At 69.4% G+C, this 25,972-nt stretch carries 20 protein-coding genes; 5 read left to right on the forward strand and 15 right to left on the reverse strand.

Going from position 1 to position 25,972, the window contains the following annotated elements; genetic code table 11:
• Positions 1–43: 43 nt before the first annotated feature.
• Positions 44–1,441: a bifunctional cytidylyltransferase/SDR family oxidoreductase gene (locus Q9S36_RS05880; RefSeq protein ID WP_311284307.1), complete on the forward strand. Its 1,398-nt coding sequence runs from the start codon at positions 44–46 to the stop codon at positions 1,439–1,441.
• Positions 1,442–1,460: 19 nt separating this feature from the next.
• Here the strand turns inward: Q9S36_RS05880 and Q9S36_RS05885 are convergent, their stop codons facing one another.
• The 11 genes from Q9S36_RS05885 to Q9S36_RS05935 form a co-directional block, all read right to left on the reverse strand.
• Positions 1,461–4,145: a CDP-glycerol glycerophosphotransferase family protein gene (locus Q9S36_RS05885; RefSeq protein WP_311284308.1), complete on the reverse strand. Its 2,685-nt coding sequence runs from the start codon at positions 4,143–4,145 to the stop codon at positions 1,461–1,463.
• Entirely contained in the window at positions 4,142–6,355 is a 2,214-nt protein-coding gene (locus tag Q9S36_RS05890; protein WP_311284309.1) for an acyltransferase family protein, read from the reverse strand. Before Q9S36_RS05890 ends, Q9S36_RS05885 begins: the two co-directional genes overlap by 4 nt.
• The gene (locus tag Q9S36_RS05895; protein ID WP_064001387.1) at positions 6,303–7,043 is read right to left on the reverse strand and encodes an ABC transporter ATP-binding protein; all 741 of its coding nucleotides are present in this window, start codon (positions 7,041–7,043) and stop codon (positions 6,303–6,305) included. The genes Q9S36_RS05890 and Q9S36_RS05895 overlap by 53 nt, the downstream gene beginning before the upstream one ends.
• Complete coding sequence (locus Q9S36_RS05900) at positions 7,043–7,939, reverse strand: ABC transporter permease (protein ID WP_311284310.1); 897 nt, start codon at positions 7,937–7,939, stop codon at positions 7,043–7,045. The genes Q9S36_RS05895 and Q9S36_RS05900 overlap by 1 nt, the downstream gene beginning before the upstream one ends.
• Before the next feature lie 97 nt (positions 7,940–8,036).
• Entirely contained in the window at positions 8,037–11,096 is a 3,060-nt protein-coding gene (locus Q9S36_RS05905) for an SH3 domain-containing protein (RefSeq protein ID WP_311284311.1), read from the reverse strand.
• Between the two features lie 90 nt (positions 11,097–11,186).
• Complete coding sequence (locus tag Q9S36_RS05910; RefSeq protein ID WP_311284312.1) at positions 11,187–12,296, reverse strand: glycosyltransferase; 1,110 nt, start codon at positions 12,294–12,296, stop codon at positions 11,187–11,189.
• A gap of 19 nt (positions 12,297–12,315) precedes the next feature.
• The gene (locus Q9S36_RS05915; RefSeq protein WP_311284313.1) at positions 12,316–13,770 is read right to left on the reverse strand and encodes an LCP family protein; all 1,455 of its coding nucleotides are present in this window, start codon (positions 13,768–13,770) and stop codon (positions 12,316–12,318) included.
• A 25-nt stretch (positions 13,771–13,795) separates the two neighbouring features.
• On the reverse strand, positions 13,796–14,263 hold the full coding sequence (gene purE / locus Q9S36_RS05920) for a 5-(carboxyamino)imidazole ribonucleotide mutase (protein WP_253036107.1): 468 nt from the start codon (positions 14,261–14,263) through the stop codon (positions 13,796–13,798).
• A 97-nt stretch (positions 14,264–14,360) separates the two neighbouring features.
• Positions 14,361–15,488 carry a 5-(carboxyamino)imidazole ribonucleotide synthase gene (locus tag Q9S36_RS05925; RefSeq protein WP_311284314.1) on the reverse strand — a complete coding sequence of 376 codons (1,128 nt, stop codon included), beginning with the start codon at positions 15,486–15,488 and terminating at the stop codon, positions 14,361–14,363.
• A gap of 55 nt (positions 15,489–15,543) precedes the next feature.
• On the reverse strand, positions 15,544–16,098 hold the full coding sequence (locus Q9S36_RS05930; RefSeq protein WP_253036104.1) for a PH domain-containing protein: 555 nt from the start codon (positions 16,096–16,098) through the stop codon (positions 15,544–15,546).
• Positions 16,099–16,149: 51 nt separating this feature from the next.
• On the reverse strand, positions 16,150–16,932 hold the full coding sequence (locus tag Q9S36_RS05935) for a biotin--[acetyl-CoA-carboxylase] ligase (protein WP_311284315.1): 783 nt from the start codon (positions 16,930–16,932) through the stop codon (positions 16,150–16,152).
• A gap of 139 nt (positions 16,933–17,071) precedes the next feature.
• Between Q9S36_RS05935 and Q9S36_RS05940 the strand changes: the two genes are divergently transcribed.
• Positions 17,072–18,661, forward strand: coding sequence for an acyl-CoA carboxylase subunit beta (locus tag Q9S36_RS05940; protein ID WP_396653718.1), 1,590 nt, complete (start codon positions 17,072–17,074; stop codon positions 18,659–18,661).
• Complete coding sequence (locus tag Q9S36_RS05945; protein WP_253036102.1) at positions 18,658–18,888, forward strand: acyl-CoA carboxylase subunit epsilon; 231 nt, start codon at positions 18,658–18,660, stop codon at positions 18,886–18,888. Before Q9S36_RS05940 ends, Q9S36_RS05945 begins: the two co-directional genes overlap by 4 nt.
• 217 nt (positions 18,889–19,105) lie before the next feature.
• Here Q9S36_RS05945 and Q9S36_RS05950 read toward each other — a convergent pair whose 3' ends face one another.
• The 4 genes from Q9S36_RS05950 to Q9S36_RS05965 are packed head-to-tail and all read right to left on the reverse strand — an operon-like array spanning position 19,106 to position 23,345.
• Positions 19,106–20,191 carry a hypothetical protein gene (locus Q9S36_RS05950; protein ID WP_311284317.1) on the reverse strand — a complete coding sequence of 362 codons (1,086 nt, stop codon included), beginning with the start codon at positions 20,189–20,191 and terminating at the stop codon, positions 19,106–19,108.
• Positions 20,188–21,402: an ATP-binding protein gene (locus tag Q9S36_RS05955; RefSeq protein ID WP_311284318.1), complete on the reverse strand. Its 1,215-nt coding sequence runs from the start codon at positions 21,400–21,402 to the stop codon at positions 20,188–20,190. The genes Q9S36_RS05950 and Q9S36_RS05955 overlap by 4 nt, the downstream gene beginning before the upstream one ends.
• The gene (locus Q9S36_RS05960) at positions 21,392–22,048 is read right to left on the reverse strand and encodes a response regulator transcription factor (protein ID WP_253036099.1); all 657 of its coding nucleotides are present in this window, start codon (positions 22,046–22,048) and stop codon (positions 21,392–21,394) included. The genes Q9S36_RS05955 and Q9S36_RS05960 overlap by 11 nt, the downstream gene beginning before the upstream one ends.
• 16 nt (positions 22,049–22,064) lie before the next feature.
• Entirely contained in the window at positions 22,065–23,345 is a 1,281-nt protein-coding gene (locus Q9S36_RS05965) for a TRAM domain-containing protein (protein WP_311284319.1), read from the reverse strand.
• A gap of 71 nt (positions 23,346–23,416) precedes the next feature.
• Between Q9S36_RS05965 and Q9S36_RS05970 the strand changes: the two genes are divergently transcribed.
• On the forward strand, positions 23,417–24,082 hold the full coding sequence (locus Q9S36_RS05970; protein WP_311284320.1) for a Maf family protein: 666 nt from the start codon (positions 23,417–23,419) through the stop codon (positions 24,080–24,082).
• Positions 24,083–24,163: 81 nt separating this feature from the next.
• Positions 24,164–25,945 carry a biotin carboxylase N-terminal domain-containing protein gene (locus tag Q9S36_RS05975; RefSeq protein WP_311284321.1) on the forward strand — a complete coding sequence of 594 codons (1,782 nt, stop codon included), beginning with the start codon at positions 24,164–24,166 and terminating at the stop codon, positions 25,943–25,945.
• Positions 25,946–25,972: the final 27 nt, after the last annotated feature.

Below are 25,972 nucleotides of genomic sequence, written 5' to 3' on the forward strand. Positions count from 1 at the left end.
GGGGCCGCCGGATAGGATGGACCGTCCCCACCGGAGGAGTCACATGACCGCTCAGAGCCGAACCGTCGCCGTCGTCCTGGCGGGCGGGATCGGGGTCCGCGTGGGCCTCGGCATCCCGAAGCAGCTCCTCAAGATCGCGGGCAAGGCGATCGTCGAGCACACTCTCGAAGCCCTCGAGGCCAGCGCGGACGTCGACGAGATCCTCGTCATGATGAACGCGGAGTCCATAGGTGAGCTGGATCACCTGATCTCCAGCGGCCGTTTCTCCAAGCTGAGCCGCATCCTTCCGGGCGGGGCGACCAGGAACGACACGACCAAGTTGGCGATCAGCGTCCTCGAGGGTGAGGACACCAAGGTTCTCTTCCACGACGCCGTCCGACCCTTCATCGACGCGCGCATCATCCGTGACTGCGTGAACGCCCTCGACACATACGACGCCGTCGACACCGCGATCCCCTCAGCCGACACCATCATCGAAGTCGATCGGTCCAGCTTGATCACCGGCATCCCGGATCGTTCGCGGCTGCGCCGCGGTCAGACCCCGCAAGCCTTCCGGCTCGGGACCATCCGACGCGCGTACCAGATCGCCGAGGGCGACCCCGAGTTCCGAGCCACCGACGACTGCGGAGTGGTGTTCACCTATCTCCCCGACGTCCCCATCTTCGTCGTCGACGGCACCCCCGAGAACATGAAGGTCACGGAGCCGATCGACGTGCACATCGCGGACAAGCTGTTCCAGTTGCAGTCCGCGAGCCTCTCCATGGAGCGTCTGGTGAAAGAGCTCCCCGACCTGTCCGGCGCGGGCATCGTGGTCTTCGGCGGGAGCTACGGCATCGGCGCGAGCATCGTCGACCTGGCCCGTGCACGTGGCGCGAACGTCATGGAGTTCAGCCGCACCTCAACGGGCACCGATGTGCGTTCCGCGTTCCAGGTCGGGGACGCGCTCACAGAGGCGGCTCAGACCCTCGGGCGTATCGACGCCGTCATCGTGACGGCCGGTGTCCTCCGGATCGGACCTCTCGTCGAGACGTCGCAGGAGGACCTCGAGCACACCATCGAAACCAACCTGCTCGCCCCGGCGGTGATCGCCCGAGAGGCCTATCCCCACCTCGCGCGCCACGGCGGGCAGGTCATCTTGTTCACGTCGAGCTCGTACACGCGCGGCCGATCGGGTTACGCGGCCTACTCGGCCACGAAGGCAGGCGTCGTCAACCTCACCCAGGCGCTTTCCGAGGAATGGGCCGACAACGGCGTCCGGATCAATTGCATCAACCCCCAGCGCACGGCGACGCCCATGCGCACCGCCGCGTTCGGTGACGAACCCGAAGGCTCCCTTCTCGATGCCGACGACGTGGCGAAGGTGACCCTCGGCATCCTCGGCTCAGACCTGACCGGTCAGATCGTGACCGTGCAGGTGTCTGAGATGAAGAACCTGCGCTGACGGGCGCCGCCGGCGTGCATCACGTCAGGTTCTGCCATCGATCGATCGGCGCTGCTATCGATCGCTCCGTGAGGGGTCTCCGCGTCCGAGACTCGACCATCGCGTCGAAGACCCGGCGTGAGTTCTGACCATCGCGGACGGGGAAGGTCCGCCTCATCCGTTCGAGGAAGACCGCATCCACGGCGCCGGACAGAGCCTCCTCGACCGCCCGCGCGGCGTCATCGGCGGTCTCCACGATCGGACCGAAACCGTGGGTCTCGTACGTGAAGTAGGCCGGACGCTCGGTGTGCCCTGCGTAATACTCGTCCCGGTCGAACTGGAAGTAGACGACGGGGCGCTGGACGTACGCCATGTTGAAGGCGACTGAGGAGTAGTCGGTGACGAGTACGCGGGCGCGCGCGATCATCTCGCGGACGTCGACGTCGTCGTAGGAAACGATCTCCACGAAGTCGGGGACCTCGAAACGATCGAGGTAGACCCGCATGTTCGGGTGCGGCATGAAGACGACGCGCATGCCGCGCGTCGTCACGGCCGATCGCAGCGAGTCGCTCGTCAGGAGACCCTGCACCGCTCGTGCGTAGGTGGTGTCACCGAAGTCCTGCACCCCTTCCCGATCCCGCGAGGACGACATCATCTTCCCGACCAGATAGTCACGCCACGTCGGCATGACGAGGACGATGTCGCGTTCGTCCTCGGAGACCGCGGCATCCTGCGCCAGTAGCGCATCGAAACGTGGCAGCCCTGTGAGCCGCACCTCTTTGGGACCGAACCGGAAGGGGGACGGGCCGGCGATGAAGTCGTACTCGTCCTCCGTGGAGGTGACGAACGTCGCGATGCGCTTGGTGTTCAGCCACCCCGAGATGTCGCCCTTGATGACGCCGTGCTGCAGGAAGGTGAAGTTCCACGGCCGACGCCCGAAACGCCGTGGGAGCGGGTCGGTGATGAAGCGGTCGGCGTGGCTCGACGCGACGTGCTCGGCAGCCATCATGAGCGCCGCGAACCGCGCCGAGCCGTATTCGACGAGTCGGAAGCCTTCCTTCTCGAGCCGCCCCCAGTCCACGGATCCCCGCCGGAGGACGAACCACGAGTTGATCTCCGGGCGGTTCTGCTTGACCCACCGGTAGAGGATCTCCGCACTGTCATTCGCGTCGACGTCCCGGTCGATGAACACCCAGGCGCCTTCGAATTCTCGTCCCAGCCGTGGCGACATCGCTCCCCACGCGACGCCGACCCGGCGCAACGCAACGGAGATGGTGGGGCGTTCGCGCGCCAGCGCCTTCACCTCCCGAAGCATGAGCCCGCCGCGGCGACGCAACCGACGGAGCCCGCGCAGGGTCGCTTGGGGCTCCGCTCGCGACTCCGCCGACGCCGTCCTCGCCGCCAGGAGGTCCCCGTCGATCCCGGCGGACCGCCCCGCGTTGGCTCGCAGATGGATGCTGGCCGGCTCACCGCCGAGTTCGACCGTGAGTCCGGACTCCACGGGGAGCCACAGGTAGCGCTGCCAGACGATGCGCCTGCCGAGGTATTCGAGACCGACCTCGGCTGTGTATCGGGGCTCGACCCCTCGGTCGCCCGCATGGACGACCTCCGAGGGGCGATCACCCCGGTAGCGGTACACGAGCGAGACGAGCCCACGCTTGGGATCGATGCTCCCGAAATGCAGATCGCTGTGTCCGGTGCCGCGCTTGACGAGGACCAACGCTTCCGTCATCCAGCTGGGAACGGGCATGATGGTCCACTCCATGAGGGTGTCCTCATCGATGTGCGCCAGCCACAAGGGCAGTAACTCGTCCACCTCGTCATGCATCGCCGCAGGGAATTGCGTGCGACGGACAGTCGGTGTTTGAGAGCTGCGGAAGAGCCAGAGCAGGTCGTACACCATGAGGTTCTGCGCCCAGCGCGGAAGCCTCCCCTGGGCGGCGTCGACGACGTCGAGGTATCCGTAGCGAATGGTGTCGGTGTACTTGCGCGGATCCGCGACGTTCGCCTGGACGGTCGACGACGCGTCGGCACGCTGGCGGTAGTGGTATTCGCTCGACCTCACGAGTCCGACCAGCGGGGCATCGAACTGCAGCAGGTAGCGGGAGACGAGGTTGCCGTCCTCGAAACGCAGGCGCAGACGCTCGCGGAATCGGATCCCATGAGCGAGCAGCACCTCGCGACGGAGGAAGCCGGTCGTCACGTGAGCCTGGATGACGGTCGGCTCCTGCGAGAGGTCGACCAGTCGAGTGCCCTCCGCGAACCGCCAGGTGAGGGCGTGCGTGTCTCGAAGCGCGTCCGCCTCCCGCGCTTCGAACCAAAGGATCATGCGCGCGCTGAACATGGCGGCATCCGCCGCGCCGGGTTCCGACATCTGCGCCAGCACGTCGGCGAAGTAGTTGGGTGTCAGAACGTCGTCCGGGTCGGGGAAGGTCACCCATACCCCGGTCGCCTGCTCGAGACCGACATTGCGCGCAGAAGCCTGCCCGCCGTTCTCCTTGTAGACGTAGGAGACGTTGGGATGCTGCGCCGCAAACGCCTGCGCCAACTCTCCCGTCTCATCAGTGGAGCCGTCGTCCACCAGGATGACCTCGAGGCTCTCGAAGCCGCACGTCTGGCGCAAGAGGGACTCGAAGTAGTCGTCGAGGTACCGCGCCACGTTGTACATGGGCGAGACGACTGAGATGGTACGCCCGGTGCGGGGAACGTCGCGGTGTGAGGTCATAGCAATCCTTTCGCGGTCGCCCAGATGTCTGGAGCGAGAGTTCGGGAGAATGTCGCGCTCAGGTGGCCGCGATCGAAGTAGACGATGACGCCGCCGACGACGGACTGGCAGACGTCGGTCGAGCAGATGCGGTCGGTGAGGTCGAGGAGACGGACGTTCGGGTCGTCCGACCGCAGCGCCGCAGCGTCGGCCAGGGGGTCGACCACCTCGCGCCGACGCGTCCCGTCGCACGCGGCGAGATCATCGCCGGCCTCCTCCACGCACTGCGGCACGTTCGCGAGGTCCGTGGCGTACGGCGTGTCGCGTAGGACGAGGGTGGGTACCCCGGCATCCGACCATCGATCCAGGACACGACCGTAGGCCTCCTGAGCCACGGTGGCGTTGTCGGCACGGTCGTAGCCTTCGATCGGCTGATACGTGCGATCCGAGATCACGACGAGGTCGTATCCGCCGTTGGCGATATCGGCGATGGAGCGCCGGTTCCACGCCAGGCAATTACTGGATGCCGGCTCGGAGCCGAGGTCGATCTTCACATCCACGGTGTAGCACACGCTGATGAGATACGTCGTGATGCGCCACCCGCGTTCCGCGGCGATCTCCTGCAGAGCGGGGAGCCAGTGCCCCGCGTGCGAGTTGCCTATCAGTGCTACCCGCGTCGCATCGGGAGCATCGGATCCGTACTCGCACGTTCGCGTTTCCGAATAGTCGGCGAGGGTCCAGCAGTCGTCCTCATAGGGGTCGGGGCGATCAGCGGCGGCAAAACCCGGCGATGTCAGCAACTCGGTCCCGTGTGGATCACACGACTCGGTATCGATGAGTGCCCTCGCCCCGAAGCACGGCGCCGAGCCGTCGACCAATGCATCGATCCGCGCCTGCTCGTCCGCCACCGCCCGCGCTTGAGCATGGACCGTCGCGCCCGCCGCGAGCACGAAGACCAGCATCCCGACTCCCGCGAAGACGAACGATCGCCGGAGGGGCCGTCCCAAAGGCCGAGTCCCGCGGAACCGGTCCTCCACCCAGCGCTTGGTCGCCCACGAGAGAGCGACGACACCGGCGAGGACCACGATCTTCTGCCATCCCCGAACCTCCCGATCGAGGACGACAGGGAGCAGAATAAGCGCAGGCCAGTGCCACAGGTAGATGCTGTAGGACAGGTCACCGACCAGCTGCACCGGTCGCCACTCCATGAGGACGGACGGAGACAGGCGGTCCCGCTCCACGGCGGCAACGAGCACCAGGGCGGTCGACAGCACCGGCAGCAAGGCGACGCTCCCGGGGAACGGCAGCGATTCCGAAAAGATGAAAGCCGCACCCGCTATTCCGGCGATACCCAGGTAGGCCAGAACGGTGCGGAGCCCGCGACGTCCCGCCAGGACGTGCTGGATCGCCGGGAAGAGGCACGCAGCGAGAGCGCCGACGCCCAGCTCCCAGATCCGCGTCCAGGTGACGAAGTACGCCGAGCCCGGGTCGGTTGCGGTGAGGACCACGGACGCCGAGAACGAGATCACCGACACCAGCACGACAGCGACCCCGATACCGCCCCGCAGGGAACGGAGACGACGTCGAGCGACCGCGAGCGAGACGATCATCACCAGGACGGGCCAGAAGAGGTAGAACTGCTCCTCGACCGACAGCGACCAGAAGTGCTGGACCGGGGATGCCGCATTGTCCGCTGCGAGGTAATCAACCGCCTCGCCCGCGAGGAACCAGTTCTGCACGTAGAGCGCAGATGCAGCGATCTCTTCAGCGGTCTGCGTCCGAACCGTCGCCGGCGCGAGCAGGAGGACGAGCACGAAAGTGGTTCCGAGTACCAGGAAGGATGCGGGTAGCAGCCGACGGATGCGACGTCCCCAGAACGCGGCCAGGTCACGTCCCGACCGGGGCGGCCTGTCGATGAGATGAGCTGTGATCAGGAAGCCGGAGATGACGAAGAAGACGTCGACCCCCACGAAGCCTCCGGGAAGCAGATCGGGGAAGAAGTGATAGACGACCACGACGCCGACGGCGATCGCTCGTAACGCCTGGATGTCCGCGCGCGGAGCGCGAACCTCATGATCCGCGGGTCGCCGATGGGAGGGCAACGAGAGGGTGCCGCTCATGTTCGAGCTGACGTCTCGGTGGATTCTCCGAACCGCCGGAGGCATGTCGAACTGCACGTCAGGATTCGAGGACCTCGAGTGCTTCCGCGATGGGCCCGTCGAACACGACATCGCCCTTGCTCAGCACGATTCCTCGGGTGCAGAGCTCCTTGACCTGGCCCTTGCTGTGGCTGACGACCATCATCGTCACGCCACGGGCCGCGAGTTCCTTCAGCTTCGCGTTGCACTTGGCGCGGAAAGGGGCATCGCCGACGGAGAGCACCTCGTCCACGAGAAGCACATCGAGCTCCACGTGGATGGCGACACTGAACGCCAGCCGCATGAACATGCCGGACGAGTAATGTTTGACCTCTTGATCGATGAAGTCGCCGATCTCGCTGAATGCGACGATCTCATCGAACCGTTCCTTGGTCTCCTTCTCACTCATCCCGAGAATGGCGGCGTTGAGGAAGACGTTCTCCCGCCCGGTGAGATCGGGGTGGAACCCGGCTCCGACCTCGATGAGACCCGCGACCTTCCCTCGGGTGAGGACACGCCCCGAGTCCGGCTCGAGAACTCCCGAGACGAGCTTAAGCGTCGTGGACTTCCCCGACCCGTTCAGGCCCATCACAGCGACGGACTCCCCTTCGCCGATCGAGAACGACACGTCTTTCAATGCATGGAACTGTCGAGCCCTCACCGGCTGTCGTCGCGCCGCAGCGATGAAGGCATCCTTCATCGACCGCGTGCTGCGCTTGCTGAACCATTTCGACACGTGGTCGACGATGATGCGGGGCTGGGTCTCTGCGGAAATCGACATCACAGGTCCTGTGCGAAGCTGCGCTCGAAGCGCCGGAAGACGAACTGGCCGATGACCAGGGAGAGGACGATGACCCCGATGGCAGCGACGAAGTGCCACTCGAACTGAGGCGGCCAATCGAGGTTGACGGGGCGAGGCCGCGCGTCATTGACAACGGGGAGCGAACCCCAGAAGGCATGGTGGTACAACTCGACGCCCACCGCGAGCGGGTTGGCCATATAGAGGTCGAACAGCCACGGCACCGCGTAATCGGTCGTCACTTTCCGAACCATCTCCCACGTGTAGAGGATGGGGACGGACCACGTCGCGATCGTCCGGATGATGTCGACGATGTTGCTTGCATCGCGGAAACGAACGTTCACGGCGGAGAAGAACAACCCGATGCCCACGACAAAAGTGACGACGAGAAGGATGCCGAGGAGTGCCAGGCCGATCGATGCGAACGACGGCAGCCACCCGAAGAGGAGGCTCACGACGACCAGGACGGCCAGCTGCGGAAGGAAGTGCGTGAAGGTCCCGATGATGGCGGCGAGGGGAAACAGCTCCCTCGGCAGGTAGATCTTTCGAACGAGCGCCTTGTTGCTGACGATGGAGCTCGTCGCGGCAGAGATCGTGTCGTTGAAGAGGTTGACCAGCACGAGACCGCTGAAAAGGTAGAGCGGGAAGGCGGGGACCTGGTTGTGCAGGCCGAGGATCTGCCCCACGACGAGGTAGTAGACGAGGAACTGCACAGTCGGCCGGACGTAAGACCAGAACCACCCGAGAACCGAGTTGCGGTAACGCAGGGACGTGCTCTTGCCGATGAGCAGGCGCAGCAGATAGTGGTAGCGGAAGACATCCAGAAGACCGCGGCCGCGGCCGGGCGTCTCGAAGGCGCTGTAATCGATCTGTGTCACAAGGTTCCTAGCGGGTCGGGATCCAGACCGGGTGATCAGCACCGGGCAGGCCGGATCGAGTCTAATGGACCCCTGCCTGGAAATCCTCGGCGCGCGGTCAACGGAGGTAGGCTCCGTGCACCCAACCGGTGCGTGAAGCCGCCTTGACCTGCCGCCACTCCCCCTTCGTCGAGACGATCGTCACCGTCGTCCCCTTCGCCAGGGTCGTGATGATGCCCCCCGTTGTCGACGGTGCGGACCGGAGGTTCAGCGCAGCCGTGGTGACCTTCGTGGCGGGCTTCGGGGCCGGTGCGACCAACGCCGACGACAACACCCACCCCGTCGAGCTCCCCGACGTGACCGCACGCCACCCCGAATACGAATCGACGATCGAGACCTTCGCCCCCTTCGCCAACGACACCACCGACGCCGTCGAACCCGACGCACCCGCACGCACCGTCACCGCCACCGTCGTCGTCGCCGACACCGGAGCAGACACCGACGGCTTCTTCGCGACCAGACGCTTACTATCGACCCAGCCCGTCGCCCCACCCAGCTTCACCTGAGTCCACGCACCCTCGACCTTCACGACCGAGACCTGATCACCCTTGCGCGCCGTCGCCGTCATCCCACTCTGACTCTTCTGCGGACGCAGATGCACCACATCCGTCGTGAACATCGACACCGGCGCGGTGGTCACCGCACTCGCGAGCACCCACCCCGTCGAACTCCCCGACGTGACCGCACGCCACCCCGAATACGAATCGACGATCGAGACCTTCGCCCCCTTCGCCAACGACACCACCGACGCCGTCGAACCCGACGCACCCGCACGCACCGTCACCGCCACCGTCGTCGTCGCCGACACCGGAGCAGACACCGACGGCTTCTTCGCGACCAGACGCTTACTATCGACCCAGCCCGTCGCCCCACCCAGCTTCACCTGAGTCCACGCACCCTCGACCTTCACGACCGAGACCTGATCACCCTTGCGCGCCGTCGCCGTCATCCCACTCTGACTCTTCTGCGGACGCAGATGCACCACATCCGTCGTGAACATCGACACCGGCGCGGTGGTCACCGCACTCGCGAGCACCCACCCCGTCGAACTCCCCGACGTGACCGCACGCCACCCCGAATACGAATCGACGATCGAGACCTTCGCCCCCTTCGCCAACGACACCACCGACGCCGTCGAACCCGACGCACCCGCACGCACCGTCACCGCCACCGTCGTCGTCGCCGACACCGGAGCAGACACCGACGGCTTCTTCGCGACCAGACGCTTACTATCGACCCAGCCCGTCGCCCCACCCAGCTTCACCTGAGTCCACGCACCCTCGACCTTCACGACCGAGACCTGATCACCCTTGCGCGCCGTCGCCGTCATCCCACTCTGACTCTTCTGCGGACGCAGATGCACCACATCCGTCGTGAACATCGACACCGGCGCGGTGGTCACCGCACTCGCGAGCACCCACCCCGTCGAACTCCCCGACGTGACCGCACGCCACCCCGAATACGAATCGACGATCGAGACCTTCGCCCCCTTCGCCAACGACACCACCGACGCCGTCGAACCCGACGCACCCGCACGCACCGTCACCGCCACCGTCGTCGTCGCCGACACCGGAGCAGACACCGACGGCTTCTTCACCACCAGACGCTTACTATCGACCCAGCCCGTCGCCCCACCCAGCTTCACCTGAGTCCACGCACCCTCGACCTTCACGACCGAGACCTGCTCACCCTTGCGCGCCGTCGCCGTCATCCCACTCTGACTCTTCTGCGGACGCAGATGCACCACATCCGTCGTGAACATCGACACCGGCGCGGGCGCCGCCTTGAGGGTGAGGTAGTCGCTGTGAGCCCAGTACGTCGAACCGCTGACGGTGAGCCGCCACCATGCGCCGTACGTGCCCGTCCGCGCGAAGGTCTGCCCATCGGTGATCGATCGCTTGCCGGTCTCGCAGCTGGTCGTCGGAGCCTTGCGCGCGTTCAACGACTTGGTCACGACCACAGCCTCGCCCGACGCCTTCGTGATGCTCGACTCCGCAGGAAGCTTGCAGGCGTCCGAGCCGGCGGCCGGCGAGCCGACCGGCATCCGCAGCGCGGACTTCGCGACCCACAAGGTGCCCGACCCGTTCGCGATCTGCACCCATGAGCCGTAGGTGCCCTTGACCGTCACGGCGGTCGACGTCGCCAGCGCCTTGGTCCCCGACGTGCAGGATGCGACGGGCGCCTTCCGCGCCGTCGTCGCCGTCGTGACGGTCGCCGTTCCCGAAGTCGACACGACGTCGGCCGTCGCTGGGACGGTGCAGGCGGCGACCGTCGCCGGCGCGCCGGTGGCGTTCGGGACCGCGCTGGGAGCGAACCACTGCACGTAGTAGTTGTAGAAGTTCCGGTTGCCGTAGCTGGAGCACCCGTCGCCCTGTGCGTAGCCCGCCGCGAGCGCCGCGATGTTCGGACGGTACGGCGTGTAGATGTAGAGATTCGCGGTCGCCTGGTTCTTGATGAAGACCTTCGACGTCCCGCACGCGCTGTCCGGGTGCCACTTGACCGTGTTGACCTGATTCGCGCGGTAACCGTACTTCGTGGGGTTCTTCTTGTAGACCTGCTGCTGGCGCGCGCCGAGGTAGACCTGGTTGACGAACCCCGCGGACGCCGCGCTGCACGGCGCCGTGTCGGGGCAGTTCATGCCCATCGAGGCGCGGTAGCTCCAGTCGCTCGGCTTGGTCGAGGTCACGAGTCCCTGTTCCTTCTGGAGCATGACCAGGATCACCTTCGGACTGATCCCGCACGCCTTGCCGACCGTGACGATGATCTCGGACGCGCGCACCTTCTTCTTACCGGTGATGGCGTTGCAATAGGAGTCCTTCGCCTTCGCGGGGAGGTCAGCGGTGAAGTTCCGCAGGCACGTCGGCCCGGTCGTCGCCTTGCACGAGGGCACGCGGGCCTCGAGGAACGTCTGCGCCTGCGCCGCCGTCATCGAGTTTCCGTTGAAGAATTCGGCGTCGCTGATGATGTAGCCGCCGTCCGTGATGGATGACGGGAGCTCAGCGGCGCGGGCAGCGGATGTCGGCGCGACGGCCATCAGGACCGAGATCGAGAGCAGCGCCGCGAGCACCATCGCCATGCTCCGCAGGGACCGACGGGGCACGGAAGATGTGAGGCGCATGTGAACAGTGTTACTGAAGTCACGTTCCGTTACCAGTCGTGGCTGGACATCACTTGTGCGACACGCCGATTTCCCGGCGTTCGGACGACCTCAGAGTTCGGCGTGGAGCTGCCAGACGCGCTCCGCCGCTCCCGCCCAACTGAACGCTCGCCCGCGATCGGCGGCAAGGACGGCGAGGCGCTCCACCGCGGAGGTCGATGAGAGTGTCGCGGCGAGCTCGTCCCCCAGCGACCCGGCGTCGCCCGGCGCGAAGGTCGCTCCGTCCAGCAGGAGTTCGCGGTGCGTCGCGCTGTCGGCGGCCACGATGGGGACCCCCAGTCGGAGCGCATCCAGCGTCCGCCAAGGGAAGGCCGTGCTGTCCGACGGCACGAGGAAAGCGACGGCGCCGGCCAGGACCGCGGCGCGATCGGGCGCCTCGAGATGGCCGCGCACGTGCACCCGTCGCTCGGGCAGGCCCGCCGCGGCGGCGAGCTCGGCGATCGCGGGTTCCTGGCCGTCGGGCGCGTCGATCACGACGACGGCCGTGTCCCGTCCGGATGTCACGACGGCCTCGAAACCGGTGCGCAGACGGTCGGATGCCGCCGACGACCCCGAGAGCAGGACGTACCCCTCGGGCAGGCCGAGGTCGCGCCGACGTCCGATCTCGTCACTGGGGACGCGGAGGGCGCTCTCGGGAGCTCCTGCGATCACCCGGATCCGGTCCCCGAGAGGCGCCAGCTCGGCGACCCGGTGGGCGAGCTCGTGCGTCGGCACCACGACGGCGTCGGCGTGCCGGACGGCCCGGCGCAGCATGGCGCGGGCCCAAGCGGCATCCGTCCGCGGCACCTCGTCGGGGTGGTCCCACGGACGGACGTCCCACAGTGTCACGACCGTCTGGTCGTGGTCGTGGACGCGGTCGTGCCGCACGAGCGGCGCTGCGAGCGTCGCCGAGTGGATGAGGCCGTCGCCGGCGCCCGCGCGGAGTCCGCGCCGCCACAGGGCTGCGGCGGCGGCGGAGCCGACCGGGAGGCGATCGGCGGCCGCCACGCCCTGCGCGGCCAAGGTGTCGTCCCCCGCGTCGCTGGGGACGATCGCGCGCACCTCGCACCCGCTGGGCGCCGTCGCCACGAGCGCGGCGGCCAGCTCCCGAGAGGCGGTCGCGAGATCGGGCCCGGTGCCGGGAGCGGACGGGTCGAACACGACCCGCAGTGTGGTCGTCATCGGAACTCCCCCTGTGCGCTCACGGCGCGGTCGTCGGTGTCGGCGTCGGCGGATGCAGGAGCGCCTGGACCTCGCCGCGGATCTTCGCCCAGTCCTCGGCGGTGGGGTCCTCCGGATCGATGCCGACCCCCTTCGGCGTCAGCTCGAGATCCTGGACCTTCTGGTCCTTCGCCTTCACGCCGAGATCGACGAGGAACGGGAGCAGGGAGTCCGGGATGTCGGTCTGCACGAGGTTCTTGCCCGCCGCCACGACCTCACTGAAGCGGGTCGCGACCATCGACGGGGTCGCCTGGGCGAGGATCGCGGTCTGGAGCTCCCGCTGGCGCCGCATCCGGTCCCAGTCGCTGGTCGTGTACCGCGATCGCGCGTACCACTGCGCGGTCTCGCCGTCCATGACCTGGGTGCCCTTCTCGATCCATCCGGTCGCCCATTCCTCCGCGGGCTGACCCTCGAAGCGCGGGCCGGGGCCTTCGGGGAGGCGTTCCTTGACCGTGATCTTGACGCCACCGAGGGCGTCGACGAGGTCGGCGAACCCGTGCATGTCGATGAAGACGTGGTACGGGATCTCGATGCCGAGGATCCCCTCCGCGGCGTCCTTCGTCGCTTCGACGGCCGGTGTCGAATTCTGCGCGGCGGCATCGGGGTAGAGGCTCGCCCCGCGATCCTCGCGGCACACCTCGACGGCGTTCATGAGCTGGTTGATGCCCGACGACCACCCGCACGTCGACGAGGTGTGGCCCTCGAACCCGTCGGGGTACAGGTCGCGCATCGGTCCGTCCGAGAAGGGGACGTGGCGGAGGTCGCGCGGGATGCCGAAGATCGTCACCGCGCCGGAGTCCGCGTTCACCGACACCACCGAGATGCTGTCGAAGCGCATGGAGTCGCGTCCCTGCCCACTGTCGGCACCGAGCAGGAGGAAGTTGTAGTAGCCGTCCGACGGGGGCACGCTCGGGCCGGAGGCGAAGATCGACAGCCCGGAGCGCAGCGGCGCGACGACCGACTGGGCCGTGTATGCGGCCGCCGAGGCGGGAACGAGCGCGAGGACCAGCGCGACGATCGACACGGCGGCGCGGGTGCGTCCGGGCACGCGCCGCAGCCGAGCGAGCCGGAGCGTGTCGATCGTCAGGACGACCCACAGCGCGGCGTACGCCCAGAGCAGCACCTGCGCGAAGGTCAGCGTCCACCACGATGCGACGAGGGTCGTCAGCATCGAGCGCCACATCAGCGCCAGGAGCACCGTCGTGAAGAGGAACACCCACATCACGATCGTCGAGATGAGGCCGACGCGGCCCAGACGTCGACCACCCGCGAGGATCTGCGCGGACCCGGGAAGGAGGAAGTTGGATGCCACGAGCCACCACGCGCGCCGCGACATCATGCCGGGGGCCGAGGCATCGGGGTTGCGGAGCGGACGCTCTTCGACGAGAGCACGGCCGGGCGACGAGGTCGCCCGCGGCGGGCTCAGGACGCTCACCGGAGCTCCCCCACCGGGCGGCGGCTCACAGGGAGTCCTTCAGGCGGCGGTTCTTCTCCTCGACCTGCACTTCGAGGTCGGCGGCGTAGGCGGCGACGCGGTCGGCGACCTCGGGATCGGCCGAGCCGAGCAGGCGCACGGCGAGCAGGCCCGCGTTCTTCGCCCCGTTGATCGAGACCGTCGCGACGGGGATGCCGGCGGGCATCTGCACGATGCTCAGCAGGGAGTCGAGGCCGTCGAGGGTGGACAGCTGCACCGGAACGCCGATGACCGGGAGCGTCGTGACCGAGGCGAGCATGCCCGGCAGGTGCGCCGCGCCGCCGGCACCGGCGATGATCGCGCGCAGGCCCCGCCCACGCGCCTCGCGGCCGTAGCGCAGCAGCTTGTCGGGCGTGCGGTGGGCGGACACCACCTCGACCTCGTGAGGGATGCCGAAGTCGGTCAGCGCCTGCGACGCGTCGGACATCACACGCCAGTCCGAATCGGATCCCATCACGACGCCGATGAGCGGAGCGGTCGATGAGTGCAGGGGGCTGTTCACCCGATCAAGGCTAGGCGCGCGAGCCTGGAGAACTCCGGAACGGCACGGGTCAATCGAGGAAGAACGCCGCCGCCGCGCGCGCTTCGTAGACGACCGTGTCGAGGTCGTCCCCGGCCACGTTGACGTGCCCGACTTTGCGCCCGGGGCGGGGGTCCTTCCCGTACGTGTGGACCTTCGCCGAGGGGTGCGCGGCGAGCGCGTCGGGGAGCCGCTCACCGAGGGTCCCCTCGGCCGGGCCGCCGAGGATGTTGACCATGACGGCGTGCGGTGCGCGCATCGCGGTGTCGCCCAGCGGCAGGTCGAGGACGGCGCGCAGGTGCTGCTCGAACTGGCTCGTGATGGAGCCGTCCTGGGTCCAGTGCCCGCTGTTGTGCGGACGCATGGCGAGCTCGTTCACGAGGAGCCGCTCGTCGCCGGTCTGGAACAGTTCGACGGCGAGCATGCCCGTCACCCCCAGGCCCGTCGCGATCGCCTCGCCGATCTCGGCGGCGACGTCCGCGAGGCGGCCGGCGGAGTGCGGTGCCGGCGCGATCGCCTCGGCGCACACGCCGCCCTGCTGCACCGTCTCGACGACCGGGTAGACGAGGAGTTCGCCCGAGGGACGGCGGGCGACCTGCTGGGCGAGCTCACGGGTGAAGGGGACGAGTTCCTCGGCGAGCAGCGCCGCTCCGTCCGTCAGGCGGTCGAGCCAGTCGGCGGCCTCGGCGGAGGAGGAGACGACGCGCACACCCTTGCCGTCGTATCCGCCGCGCGGCGTCTTCACAACGGCGCGGCCGCCGTGGTCGGCGATGAAGGCGTCGAGGGCCGCGGCATCCGTCACGGCAGCCCAGTCGGGCTGCGGCAGACCGAGCTCGCCGAGCTTCGTGCGCATGTCGATCTTGTCCTGCGCGTAGGCGAGCGCGTCGGGACCGGGGTGTACGGCGACACCGGCGTCCACGAGGCCGCGCAGCACGTCCTGCGGGACGTGCTCGTGGTCGAAGGTGATGACATCGACGTCCTTCGCGAACGCGAGGACGGTGTCGAGGTCGCGGTAGTCGCCGACCGCGGTCGCCGCGAGACCGGCGGACATCCCGGGCTCCTCCGCGAGGACCCGGACGCCGAGTCCCAGTTCCACAGCGGGCGCGATCATCATCCGCGCGAGCTGACCGCCTCCGACGATTCCGACCTGCAGTGCCATGCGTCTCCTCCCGACCCCGACATTCTCGCGCATCCGGGCGGGCGCCCGCAGACGCTCAGTCGTCCGTCGCGATGACCGGGACGCTGTGCGAGTCGCGGTGGGCGAGGATCTGGCTGACTTCGACCTGGTCCGACAGCGTCTCGTGCACGAGACGGACCGAGGGGACATCGACGAGCCGCACCGGTTCGTCGACCCCGTTGGCGAGGATCAGGGTGCCGCTCCCCCACAGCCGCTGCACCGGACCCCGCCGTTCGGAAATGGTGTAGCCGCGGGCGTGCGGGATGTCGACGCGGCGACGCTGGACGAGACCCGTCCGCTCGATGACGCGCCGCGTGGTCACGGTGTAGGTGTGCGACAACCACCGCAAATAGGGCACGGCTGCGAGCAGCAGCACCACGAGCCCGGCGGCGGCCCACAGCATCCAGTCCTCCCACGGCGACGGGAGGTTGCCGCTGACGTAGCCCGTCGTCCCCGCCACGGCGATGAGCACGATCGCAGGCCACAGCAGTCGGCGTCCGTGCCGGCGGAAGCGCGCGATCACGAGCTCGGGTGCGGCGGCACCCGGAGCGGGCGTCCGCGGACGACCCGGATACGCGGTCGGCTGGCTCACGGGACCATCATGGCGCGACGACGGATGCCGGGTGCGCCGACGCGCCCACCGTCACCGGACGTGCACGACGTCGCCGGCGGACACGACGTGCGCGACGCCCGCGGCCTCGACCACCAGCCGCCCCTCATCGTCGATGCCGGTCGCCCTGCCGATGAGGGAGGAACCGTCGGGAAGGGAGACGGAGACGTCGCTGCCGACAGTCGTGCACGCGTCGCGGACCGCGGTCGTCGCAAGGCCCGCGGCGGTGCCGCCCACGGCGAGGTCGGCGATCCCGTCGCGGAGTCTCGTGAGGTAGTCCGCGAGCAGCTGATCCTCGTCGGCGGTGCGGCCGAGTGCCGCGAACGAGGTGGCGGTCGGCACCGGCAGTTCCGTGGCGGTCATCCGGGTGTTGACGCCCGCTCCCACCACGACGGCGTGCGGATCGCCGGGCATGACCTCGGCGAGGATGCCGCAGATCTTGAGGCCCCCGACGAGGACGTCGTTCGGCCACTTGAGTCCGACCTCGCGGTCCTCCAGCTGCGCCCGGACGGCCGCGGTCATCGCCGCGCCCGCGATGAGGGGGATCCACCCCCGCTGCGCGACGGGGACCGCCTCGACCCGCAGCAGGACCGACACCGCGAGCGCGGAATCCGGCGGCGTGACCCACGTGCGGTCGAGGCGACCGCGGCCGGCCGTCTGGTCGCGGGTCACCACGGCGGAGAGGTGCGGATGACCGTCGGGGTCGTCGAAGGCGTCCTTCAGGAGCTTCTTGTTGGTCGAGTCGACGCTCGGGGCGACGTGGAGGCGGGGGCTGACCGCGGCGGCGCGGGGATAACCGTTCTCGGGGATCGACATGCCGCCCACCCTAGACGCGGCCGCGTCGAGCGCCGGGCGGCTTGACAGCCGACATCCTGAGGGATGCCACAGCGGATCCGCGCGGCGATTGTCGCCGGTATCCAACGCCGCCGGGACCGCGCTCGCTAGGGTGGAACGCGTGACCGATCAGCCCGACCTCTTCACGACCGCCGGCAAGATCGCCGACCTCCGTGCCCGCTACGAAGAAGCCGTCGTCTCCGCCGAGGAGACCGCCCGCGCCAAGCAGGGCGCGAAGGGGAAGCTCACCGCCCGCCAGCGGATCGAACTGCTCGTCGACCCGGGCTCCTTCGTCGAACTCGACGAGTACGTCCGGCACCGGACGACCGCCTTCGGCATGGACCGCTCCCGCCCGTACGGCGACTCGGTCGTCACGGGGACCGGCACGATCCACGGCCGCACGGTCGCGGTGTACTCGCAGGACTTCACGACCTTCGGCGGATCGCTCGGCGAGGTGGCCGGCGAGAAGATCATCAAGGTCATGGAGTTGGCGCTGCGCAGCGGCATCCCGATCATCGGCATCCTCGACTCCGGCGGCGCGCGCATCCAGGAGGGTGTGGTCGCGCTCGGCAAGTACGGCGAGATCTTCCGCCTGAACACCGCGGCCTCGGGCGTCATCCCGCAGATCTCGCTGATCATGGGACCCGCCGCCGGCGGCGCGGTCTACTCCCCCGCCCTCACCGACTTCGTGATCATGGTCGACAAGACGAGCCAGATGTTCGTCACCGGCCCCGATGTCATCAAGACCGTCACCGGCGAGGACGTCGGCATGGAGGAGCTCGGCGGTGCGCACACCCACAACACCCGCTCGGGTGTCGCGCACTACCTCGCCGAGGACGAGGACGACGCGATCGACTACGCGCGCACCCTCATCAGCTTCCTGCCCGACAACAACATGTCGGATGCCCCGGGGTACGAGTCCGGCTTCGAGTTCGAGACGACCGACTCCGATCGCGTCCTCAACACGGTCATTCCGGACTCCCCCAACCAGCCCTACGACATCCACGAGGTCATCTCGCACATCGTCGACGCGGGCGACTTCCTCGAGGTCCAGCCGCTGTTCGCACCGAACATCGTCATCGGCTTCGGTCGCATCGAGGGGCGGACGGTCGGCATCATCGCGAACCAGCCGTCGCAGATGGCGGGAACGCTCAACATCGACGCGGGCGAGAAGGCGAGCAGGTTCGTCCGGTTCAGCGACGCGTTCTCGATCCCGATCCTCACCCTCGTCGACGTCCCCGGCTACCTCCCCGGCACCGACCAGGAGTGGACCGGCGTCATCCGTCGCGGCGCGAAGCTGCTCTACGCCTATGCGGAGGCGACCGTCCCGCTCGTCACCGTGATCCTCCGCAAGGCCTACGGCGGCGCGTACATCGTGATGGGCTCCAAGCAGCTCGGCGCCGACATCAACCTCGCGTGGCCGACCGCCGAGATCGCCGTCATGGGCGGTCAGGGTGCGGTCAACATCCTGTACCGCGGCGAGATCAAGCGCGCCGAGGAAGCCGGCGAGGACGTCGCCGCCGTGCGCACCCGCCTCGCCAACGAGTACACGTACAACGTCGCCTCCCCCTTCCTCGCCGCCGAACGCGGTGAGCTCGACGGGATCATCGAGCCGGCGCAGACCCGCGTCGCCGTCGCGAAGGCGCTGCGCGCCCTCCGCGGCAAGCGGGCGAGCCAGCCGGCCAAGAAGCACGGGAACATTCCGCTGTGAGCGAGTCGGACGACGCACGCCCGGATGCGACGCACCTCCAGGTGCGGCGCGGTTCGGCGACTCCCGAGGAGATCGCCGCGGTGATCGCCGTCGTCAGCGAGTCGCTGGCCCAGGAGGCGAGCACCGCGGTCGCGGACGAGCCGACCGTGTCGGCGTGGCGGATCTCGGCCCGCGGCGTCGGGAACGATCTGCGTCGCGACGTGCCGTGGGGCCGGTGGGCGGGCTGACGCCCGATTTGTCCCCCAAAGTACCTACAGACACGCTTTTCGCGATCAGAGAGACTAATAGCGCTGGAACGCTTCTGCGTTCTGTCGATTCGTATCCCTCAGAGCGCGGATCGACATGTGCGGGTCGGTTTTCGGGTAACCACTCGCATGGCGAGGGGCGGGCGGCTTCGCCGCCCCTCGCCTCTTCTTTTCGGCGCGTCCTCTCGGCGCGGTGCCGTCAGGACGCCGGGCGATCTACCACCGGTCGCGGATGGGCGATCTCGTGCCAGAGGTCGACGACCTCGTCGCCGTCCGGGTCGTCGCGTCGGCGGGACCGGCCCACGACCGTGACCGCGACGCGAGGGTGCGGCGACGTGCGGATGTAGATCCGCTCCGACGAGGCGCCGCGGAGGGCGTCGGCGAGCTCGGCCCGGATGCGATCGAGCGCGGCCGGGCCGGCGGCATCCAATCCCCCCTCATCGAGGACGGTGACGGTGCTGCCGCGCAGCCGCGCCTCCTGCAGCCGCGCACGCACGGCCTCGTCGAGCAGGCGCGGCCCGCGCAGCTCGTCACGCAGGGATCCCTCCGCCAGCCGCGCCCGCTCGCGCTCGTCGGGCTCGAGGTCGCCGTCGGACTCGATCGTGCGGATGAGGATGGGGCCGGCGACGGCGAGTGCCTGCTGCACGCGGACGCGACGCTCCCGTCGACGGCCCTCCTGGCTCGCGAGCCACTCGAAGGAGCGGCGCTGGATGCCGGTGAGTTCCGCCGTGTCGACGGCCGCCCGGTCGACCAATCGCGTCAGGAGCTGCGCGGCGACGACCCAGACGGCGGCGCCGACGAGTCCGAGGGCGAGGGAATCGAAGATGCCGATCCAGAACGACGACGACACCCCGAGCAGGACCACACCGATCCACGCCACGAGCGGTCGGCGCCGGACGACGACGACCGTCAGGAGCGCCCCGATGCCGCCGAGGCTCCACGTGGCGAAGGTCGCGCGACGGAGGTCCTCGCCGACCGCCGCCCAGGTCGCGAACGGCACGACGACCGCTGTGCCGAGGACCAGCAGGCACAGCCACAGCGGCAGCGAGGCACCGCGCGGAAGGCCGTCCGCGTCCGCCGCGACCGGAGCCGTCGCCGTCGGAGCCGACCGCGGCGTGAAGCCCCAGAACACGCAGAGCCAGGTGGTGACGAGGTACAGCGACAGGGCGGCGATGAACAGCGCCGGCTGCGCCACCGGCGCGGTCCACACGAGTCCGCCGACGGCGAGGTAGGCGGTGAAGACGACCGCGACGATCGAGAGTCCCGTCTGGACGCGCACGTTCATCGCGGGTACTCCCAGCGCAGTTCGGCCACGGTGCCCCGGCGCGAGCTGCGCACGAGCGCCTGCCCGCCCACCGCCGCGGTGCGGGCGACGATCGAGCCGCTGATGCCCAGGCGGTCCTCGGGGACGGCTTGGACGTCGAAGCCCGTGCCCGCGTCGACGACCCGGACGATGACCCGACGGTCGTCGGCGCTCACGTCGACGTACAGTCCGACCGCGTCGGCGTGTTCGACGGCGTTGACGATCGCCTGATCGGCAGCGAGGACGAGGGCGCGTGCGACCCGTCCCGGAAGCCGCGGAGCCCGCGGATCGACGGTGACGCGCAGGTCGAGGTCGAGATCGTGTTCCGCGGCCGCCCGGCGCAACCCGTCGACGATGAACGCCGGGTCGACTGGCTCGTCCGGGCCCTCCTCGGCTTCCCGGTCGGCGTTGGCGAGGCGGGTGAGCGCGTCACGTGCCATGCCCACGGCGAGATCGCGCTCGCGCGGCGTCGAGGCGCGCTCGGCAGCGATGAGCGCGGCGAGCACGCTGTCGTGCATGAGGGCGGCGACCGAGATCCGCTCCTGCTCCACCGCGTCGGCGGCGGCCGCCGCCGCGTACGAACGGACCGCTTCCTCGCGGGTGCGATCGAGGCGCTCGGCGAGCAGGCGCAGCATCCACCCGATCATGATCATGACGACGGCGAGGATGATCGCGTAGACCACCTGACGCGAGACGAGGATGACGCTCGCGCCGTCCACACCGATCTGAATCAGTCGGACGACCCCGTAGAGGACCGGGACGAGGCCGCACCACACGTACTGCAACCTCAGCGGGAAGACGAGGGCGGTCGCCACCGTCGCGACGTTGAGGAGGTACCAGATCCAGGGCTCCGCCGCCGCGCCGCCCTCCCGCCCCGCGGTCGCGAGCGGCCAGACGACCAGGACGAGCGGGAACACGATCGCGAAGACGGCCGCGGGCGCCCGGTAGAAGCGTCCGACGACGCCGGCGGCGATCATGAGCGCCAGCGGGCCGAAGGTGACGACGCTGAGCACGAGGTTCCACGTCGGCGTCTCCTGCGTGGAACCGATCGCGTGGAACAGGGACTGGAAGCCCAGGATGGCGCATCCCACCGAGACGACGAGCGCGAGGATGCGCTCGACCCTCTCGCGGGAGAAGAAGGTCGAGTCGGGCGGGATCGTCAGCGTTCCCGCCGGTGCGACCTCAACTGCCACCGGGTTCCTCCGCGACCAGGCCGTCCTCCATCGCGCGCCGCAGCAGATCCACCTTCGTGGGGGCGGGCCGACCGACCTCCACGTACTTCACGCGGACGCGGGTGATGTTCTCCTTCGCCGTCGAGTAGGCCACCCCGAGTCGCTCGGCGACCGTCTTGAGGGGCAGACCGGCGGCGTACAGACGCAGCACGTCGCGCTCGCGCGAGGAGAGCTGCGCGTCGGCGAAGGCCCGGTCGCCGTCGACGGCGGACGCCCACTCGACGTTGTCGAGCGCATGGCCGCGGGCGACCGTGTCGATCGCCGCGATGACGTCGTCGATGCGCGACGCCTTGCTCACCACGCCCGCAGCCCCCGCGACCAGCGCCTCGCGGACGGCGGCCGGGCGATCGGCCACGCTGTGGATGATGACCGGCGAGCCGTCGTGGACGAGGCGGGTCACGTTCTCGGTCACGGTGGCCCCGTCCCCGAGCATGAGGTCGAGGACGACGACGTCCGCGGGGTTCTCCTGCGTGAGCGTCCGCCAATCGAGGTAGGCGGCCACGCTCTCGCCCGAGAAGACGACGCGCAGGTGGTCCGTGCGGCTGCACGCGGCCTCGAGGCCGAGACGCACGGATTCGTGGTCGTCGATCAAGGCGACGCGGATCATGCGCTCACCCTAGCCGTCACCGCGTCAACACGGCGATCGCCTCGACGTGGTGCGAGTGCGGGAAGAGGTCGAAGGCCCGCACCGCGGGCGTCGTGTATCCGTGCGCGGCGAAGGTGCCGAGGTCGCGGGCGAGGGCGACGGGGTCGCACGCGACGTAGACGATGCGCGCCGGTGAGAGGTCGACGAGCTGTTCGACGACGTCGCGTCCGGCGCCGGCGCGGGGCGGGTCGAGGACCACGGTGCCGCGCGCGAGCCGGGCGCGCTGCGCGGGGGTGGCCGTCTGGACGAGGTTTCCGAGCCACCGGTCGACCCGGCCGGTCTCCGCGCGGGCTCCGATCCACGCGGCGAGGTTCTCCCCCGCGTGCTCGGTCGCGCGGGCGTCGGACTCCACCGAGGTGATCCGGGTGGCGGGACCGCCGACATCGGCGACGGATGCGGCGAGCAGCCCGACCCCGCCGTAGAGATCGAGGTGCCACCCGTCGGGGTCGACGGCATCCGCGACGGCGTCGGCGACCGCGTCGTGCAGGGTGCCGGCGGCGAGGCGGTGGACCTGCCAGAAGCCACCCGCATCGACGCGGAACTCCCGGTCGCCGACGGTCTCGACCACGACCTCCCGGGCCGCGGGGTCGACCGGAGCCGGGCGCCGGGAACGCCCGGGCTCGGCACGCGGGATCACGCGCACGCGTCCGTCTGCGGGCTGCACGAGGTCGAGGCGGCCGGCGGAGCCGCCGCGCCGACGGCTCGCCGCGCGTGCGATGCCCGCGGTCGCGAGGGGCAGGTCGTCGACGGGGATGACGCGGTGGCTGCGGGCCGCGAACGGGCCGATGCGTCCCTCGTCGTCGACGTGCAGGCTGACCCGGGTGCGCCATCCCGTGCCGTCGGCGGATTCCTCGACGAGACGGTCGCCGTGCGTCTGCGGGAGGGGCGGCTCGATCGTGACGGGAGCGGTGGACCCGGCGAAGCGGGACAGCGCGTCGCGGAGGACGTCGGCCTTCAGTTCGCGCTGATGGGCGAGGGCGATGTGACCGAAGTCCGCACCGCCGGGCCGGGCGTCGGGAGGCATGCTGACATCGGCGGGCTCCCACACGTGCGGACGGCGGTGGGGCGAGGCATCCAACACCTCCACGGTGTCGCCCCGCCAGAACGACGCCTTGCGCGTGTCGGTGAGGGCGACGCGCACCCGCTCGCCGGGGATCGCGTCCGAGACGAACACGACACGGTTCTCGTGCCGGGCGACGAACACACCGCCGTGCGCGACGGCGGTGATCTCGAGGTCGAGGAGGTCTCCCGGTTGCATGCTCCGATGCTGTCACACCGGGTCGCCGCGGACCGTCATCCACTCCCGCCCGCGCGGCTACCGTGGTCGGTATGCGCGTGTGCCTCGCCTCCACCTCCCCCGCCCGTCTGATGCTGCTGCGCCAGGTCGGCATCGAGCCGACCACCCGCTCACCGCAGGTCGACGAGGAGGCCGTGATCGCGGCGGTCGAGGCGGCGCAGGCCCGCACGCTGCCGTCGGAGGAACACGTGCTCCTCCTCGCCCGACGCAAGGCGGCCGACGTCGCGGCGACCGTCGCCGCGGAAGGTTTCGAGGGCCTCGTCGTCGGCGGCGACTCGATGTTCGAACTCGACGGCGAGATCCTCGGCAAGCCCTACACACCCGAGGCGGCGCGCGCCCGGTGGCAGTCCATGCGGGGCCGCACCGGCGTGCTTCACTCGGGGCACAGCGTGTTCCTCGTCCGCCCGGGCGCTGACCCCGTCGAGGCCCATGCGGTGGCCGCCGCGTCCGTGACCTTCGCGGCGGATGTGACGGATGCCGAGATCGACGCGTACGTGGCGACCGGTGAGCCCCTCCTGGTGGCGGGCGCCTTCACCGTCGACAGCCTCGGCGGCGCGTTCATCGAGCGGGTCGAGGGCGACCCGTCGACCGTGGTCGGGATGTCGTTGTCGACCCTGCGCCGACTCGTCCGCGAGCTCGGGGTCGAGTGGACGACGCTGTGGAACTCCGCGGGCGGCGGCGGCGCGGCATCCGCTTAGTGGGATCCGCGACACGAAACCCCGATGATCTTGTGCGAGTGATCCAAAGGAGCGGCCTCACTCGTGGGTAGGCTCGAAGCCATGCCTGAGAGCGTGACCACCGGAATCTCGAAAGTGCTGATCGCCAACCGAGGCGAGATCGCGGTGCGCATCATCCGCGCCGCACGCGACTCGGGGAAGTCGTCGGTGGCGGTCTACGCCGACCAGGACCGCGATGCGATGCACGCGCGGCTGGCTGATGAGGCGTACGGCCTCGGCGGCTCGACGAGCGCCGACACCTACCTCTCCATCGAGAAGATCCTCTCGGTCGCGCGCCGCTCGGGCGCCGACGCCGTCCACCCGGGCTACGGCTTCCTCGCCGAGAACGCCGGCTTCGCCCGCGCCGTGATCGGCGCGGGGCTCGTCTGGATCGGCCCCTCCCCCGAGGCCATCGAGGCGCTCGGAGACAAGGTCACCGCCCGCCACGTCGCCGAGAAGGTCGGCGCCCCGCTCGCCCCGGGCACGCCGGGGCCGGTCGAGGGCGCCGACGAGGTCGTCGCCTTCGCGCGCGAGTTCGGCCTGCCCATCGCGATCAAGGCCGCGTACGGCGGCGGCGGACGCGGCCTCAAGGTCGCGCGCGAGTTCGACGAGGTCGAGGAGCTCTTCGAATCGGCGACCCGCGAGGCGATCGCGGCGTTCGGTCGCGGCGAGTGCTTCGTCGAGAAGTACCTCGACAAGCCGCGCCACGTCGAGACGCAGTGCCTCGCGGATGCCGCGGGCAACGTCGTCGTGGTCTCGACCCGCGACTGCTCGCTGCAGCGCCGGCACCAGAAGCTCGTCGAAGAGGCTCCCGCACCGTTCCTCACCGCCGAGCAGAACGAGACCTTGTACTCCGCGTCGAAGGCCATCCTCACGGAGGTCGGCTACGTCGGGGCCGGCACGTGCGAGTTCCTCATCGGCGCCGACGGGACGATCTCGTTCCTCGAAGTGAACACCCGTCTGCAGGTCGAGCACCCGGTCTCGGAGGAGGTCACCGGCATCGACCTCGTCCGCGAGCAGTTCCGCATCGCCGAGGGCGGCACGCTCGACTACGCCGACCCCGAGCCGGTCGGCCACTCGTTCGAGTTCCGCATCAACGGTGAGGACCCGGGCCGCGGCTTCCTGCCCGCCCCCGGCGACATCCACGTGTTCAAGACCTTCGGCGGACCGGGCGTGCGCCTGGACTCCGGTGTCACCGCCGGCGACAGCGTCTCGGGCGCCTTCGACTCGCTCCTGGGCAAGCTCATCGTCACGGGACGCACGCGCGAAGAGGCCCTCGAGCGGTCGCGCCGCGCCCTCGACGAGTTCGAGGTGGCCGGGATGCCGACGGTGCTGCCCTTCCACCGGAAGGTCGTCCGCGACCCCGCCTTCACGGCCGAGGACGGCACGTTCGGCGTCTTCACCCGCTGGATCGAGACCGAGTTCCACAACGACATCCCCGCATGGGACGGCGAGGCGGGTCCCGCCGCCGAACCCGAGGGCCGCCACACCGTCGTCGTGGAGGTGTCGGGCAAGCGCCTCGAGGTGAGCCTGCCGGACCGCCTGACCCACGCACCCGCCGCCGTCGGACGCCCCGTCGCCGTGCCCCCGTCGCGTCGTTCGCACACCGCGAGTGCCGTCTCGGGCGCGAGCGGCGACGCCGTCGCGTCGCCCATGCAGGCCACCGTCGTCAAGATCGCCGTCGAGGAGGGGCAGCAGGTCGTCAAGGGCGACCTCGTTGTCGTCCTCGAGGCGATGAAGATGGAGCAGCCCATCCAGGCGCACAAGGACGGCGTGGTCGGCGCGATCAACGCGCAGGCCGGCACGACCGTGTCGGCGGGGCATCAGCTGCTCACGATCTCCTGACGCATGGGGTGTCGCCGCGCCACCTAT

The organism is Microbacterium sp. ARD31 (assembly GCF_031844425.1).

Bases quoted from the DNA above. Each gene is read 5' to 3' on its own strand.
- Q9S36_RS05975 (WP_311284321.1), top strand. From the start codon at position 24,164: ATGCCTGAGAGCGTGACCACCGGAATCTCGAAAGTGCTGATCGCCAAC.
- Q9S36_RS05905 (WP_311284311.1), bottom strand. From the start codon at position 11,096: ATGCGCCTCACATCTTCCGTGCCCCGTCGGTCCCTGCGGAGCATGGCG.
- Q9S36_RS05925 (WP_311284314.1), bottom strand. From the start codon at position 15,488: ATGGCACTGCAGGTCGGAATCGTCGGAGGCGGTCAGCTCGCGCGGATG.
- Q9S36_RS05950 (WP_311284317.1), bottom strand. From the start codon at position 20,191: ATGAACGTGCGCGTCCAGACGGGACTCTCGATCGTCGCGGTCGTCTTC.
- Q9S36_RS05935 (WP_311284315.1), bottom strand. From the start codon at position 16,932: ATGTCGATCCCCGAGAACGGTTATCCCCGCGCCGCCGCGGTCAGCCCC.
- Q9S36_RS05910 (WP_311284312.1), bottom strand. From the start codon at position 12,296: ATGACGACCACACTGCGGGTCGTGTTCGACCCGTCCGCTCCCGGCACC.
- Q9S36_RS05890 (WP_311284309.1), bottom strand. From the start codon at position 6,355: ATGTCGTGTTCGACGGGCCCATCGCGGAAGCACTCGAGGTCCTCGAAT.
- Q9S36_RS05965 (WP_311284319.1), bottom strand. From the start codon at position 23,345: ATGCAACCGGGAGACCTCCTCGACCTCGAGATCACCGCCGTCGCGCAC.
- Q9S36_RS05895 (WP_064001387.1), bottom strand. From the start codon at position 7,043: ATGTCGATTTCCGCAGAGACCCAGCCCCGCATCATCGTCGACCACGTG.
- Q9S36_RS05960 (WP_253036099.1), bottom strand. From the start codon at position 22,048: ATGATCCGCGTCGCCTTGATCGACGACCACGAATCCGTGCGTCTCGGC.
- Q9S36_RS05880 (WP_311284307.1), top strand. From the start codon at position 44: ATGACCGCTCAGAGCCGAACCGTCGCCGTCGTCCTGGCGGGCGGGATC.
- Q9S36_RS05970 (WP_311284320.1), top strand. From the start codon at position 23,417: ATGCGCGTGTGCCTCGCCTCCACCTCCCCCGCCCGTCTGATGCTGCTG.
- Q9S36_RS05885 (WP_311284308.1), bottom strand. From the start codon at position 4,145: ATGACCTCACACCGCGACGTTCCCCGCACCGGGCGTACCATCTCAGTC.
- purE (WP_253036107.1), bottom strand. From the start codon at position 14,263: ATGGGATCCGATTCGGACTGGCGTGTGATGTCCGACGCGTCGCAGGCG.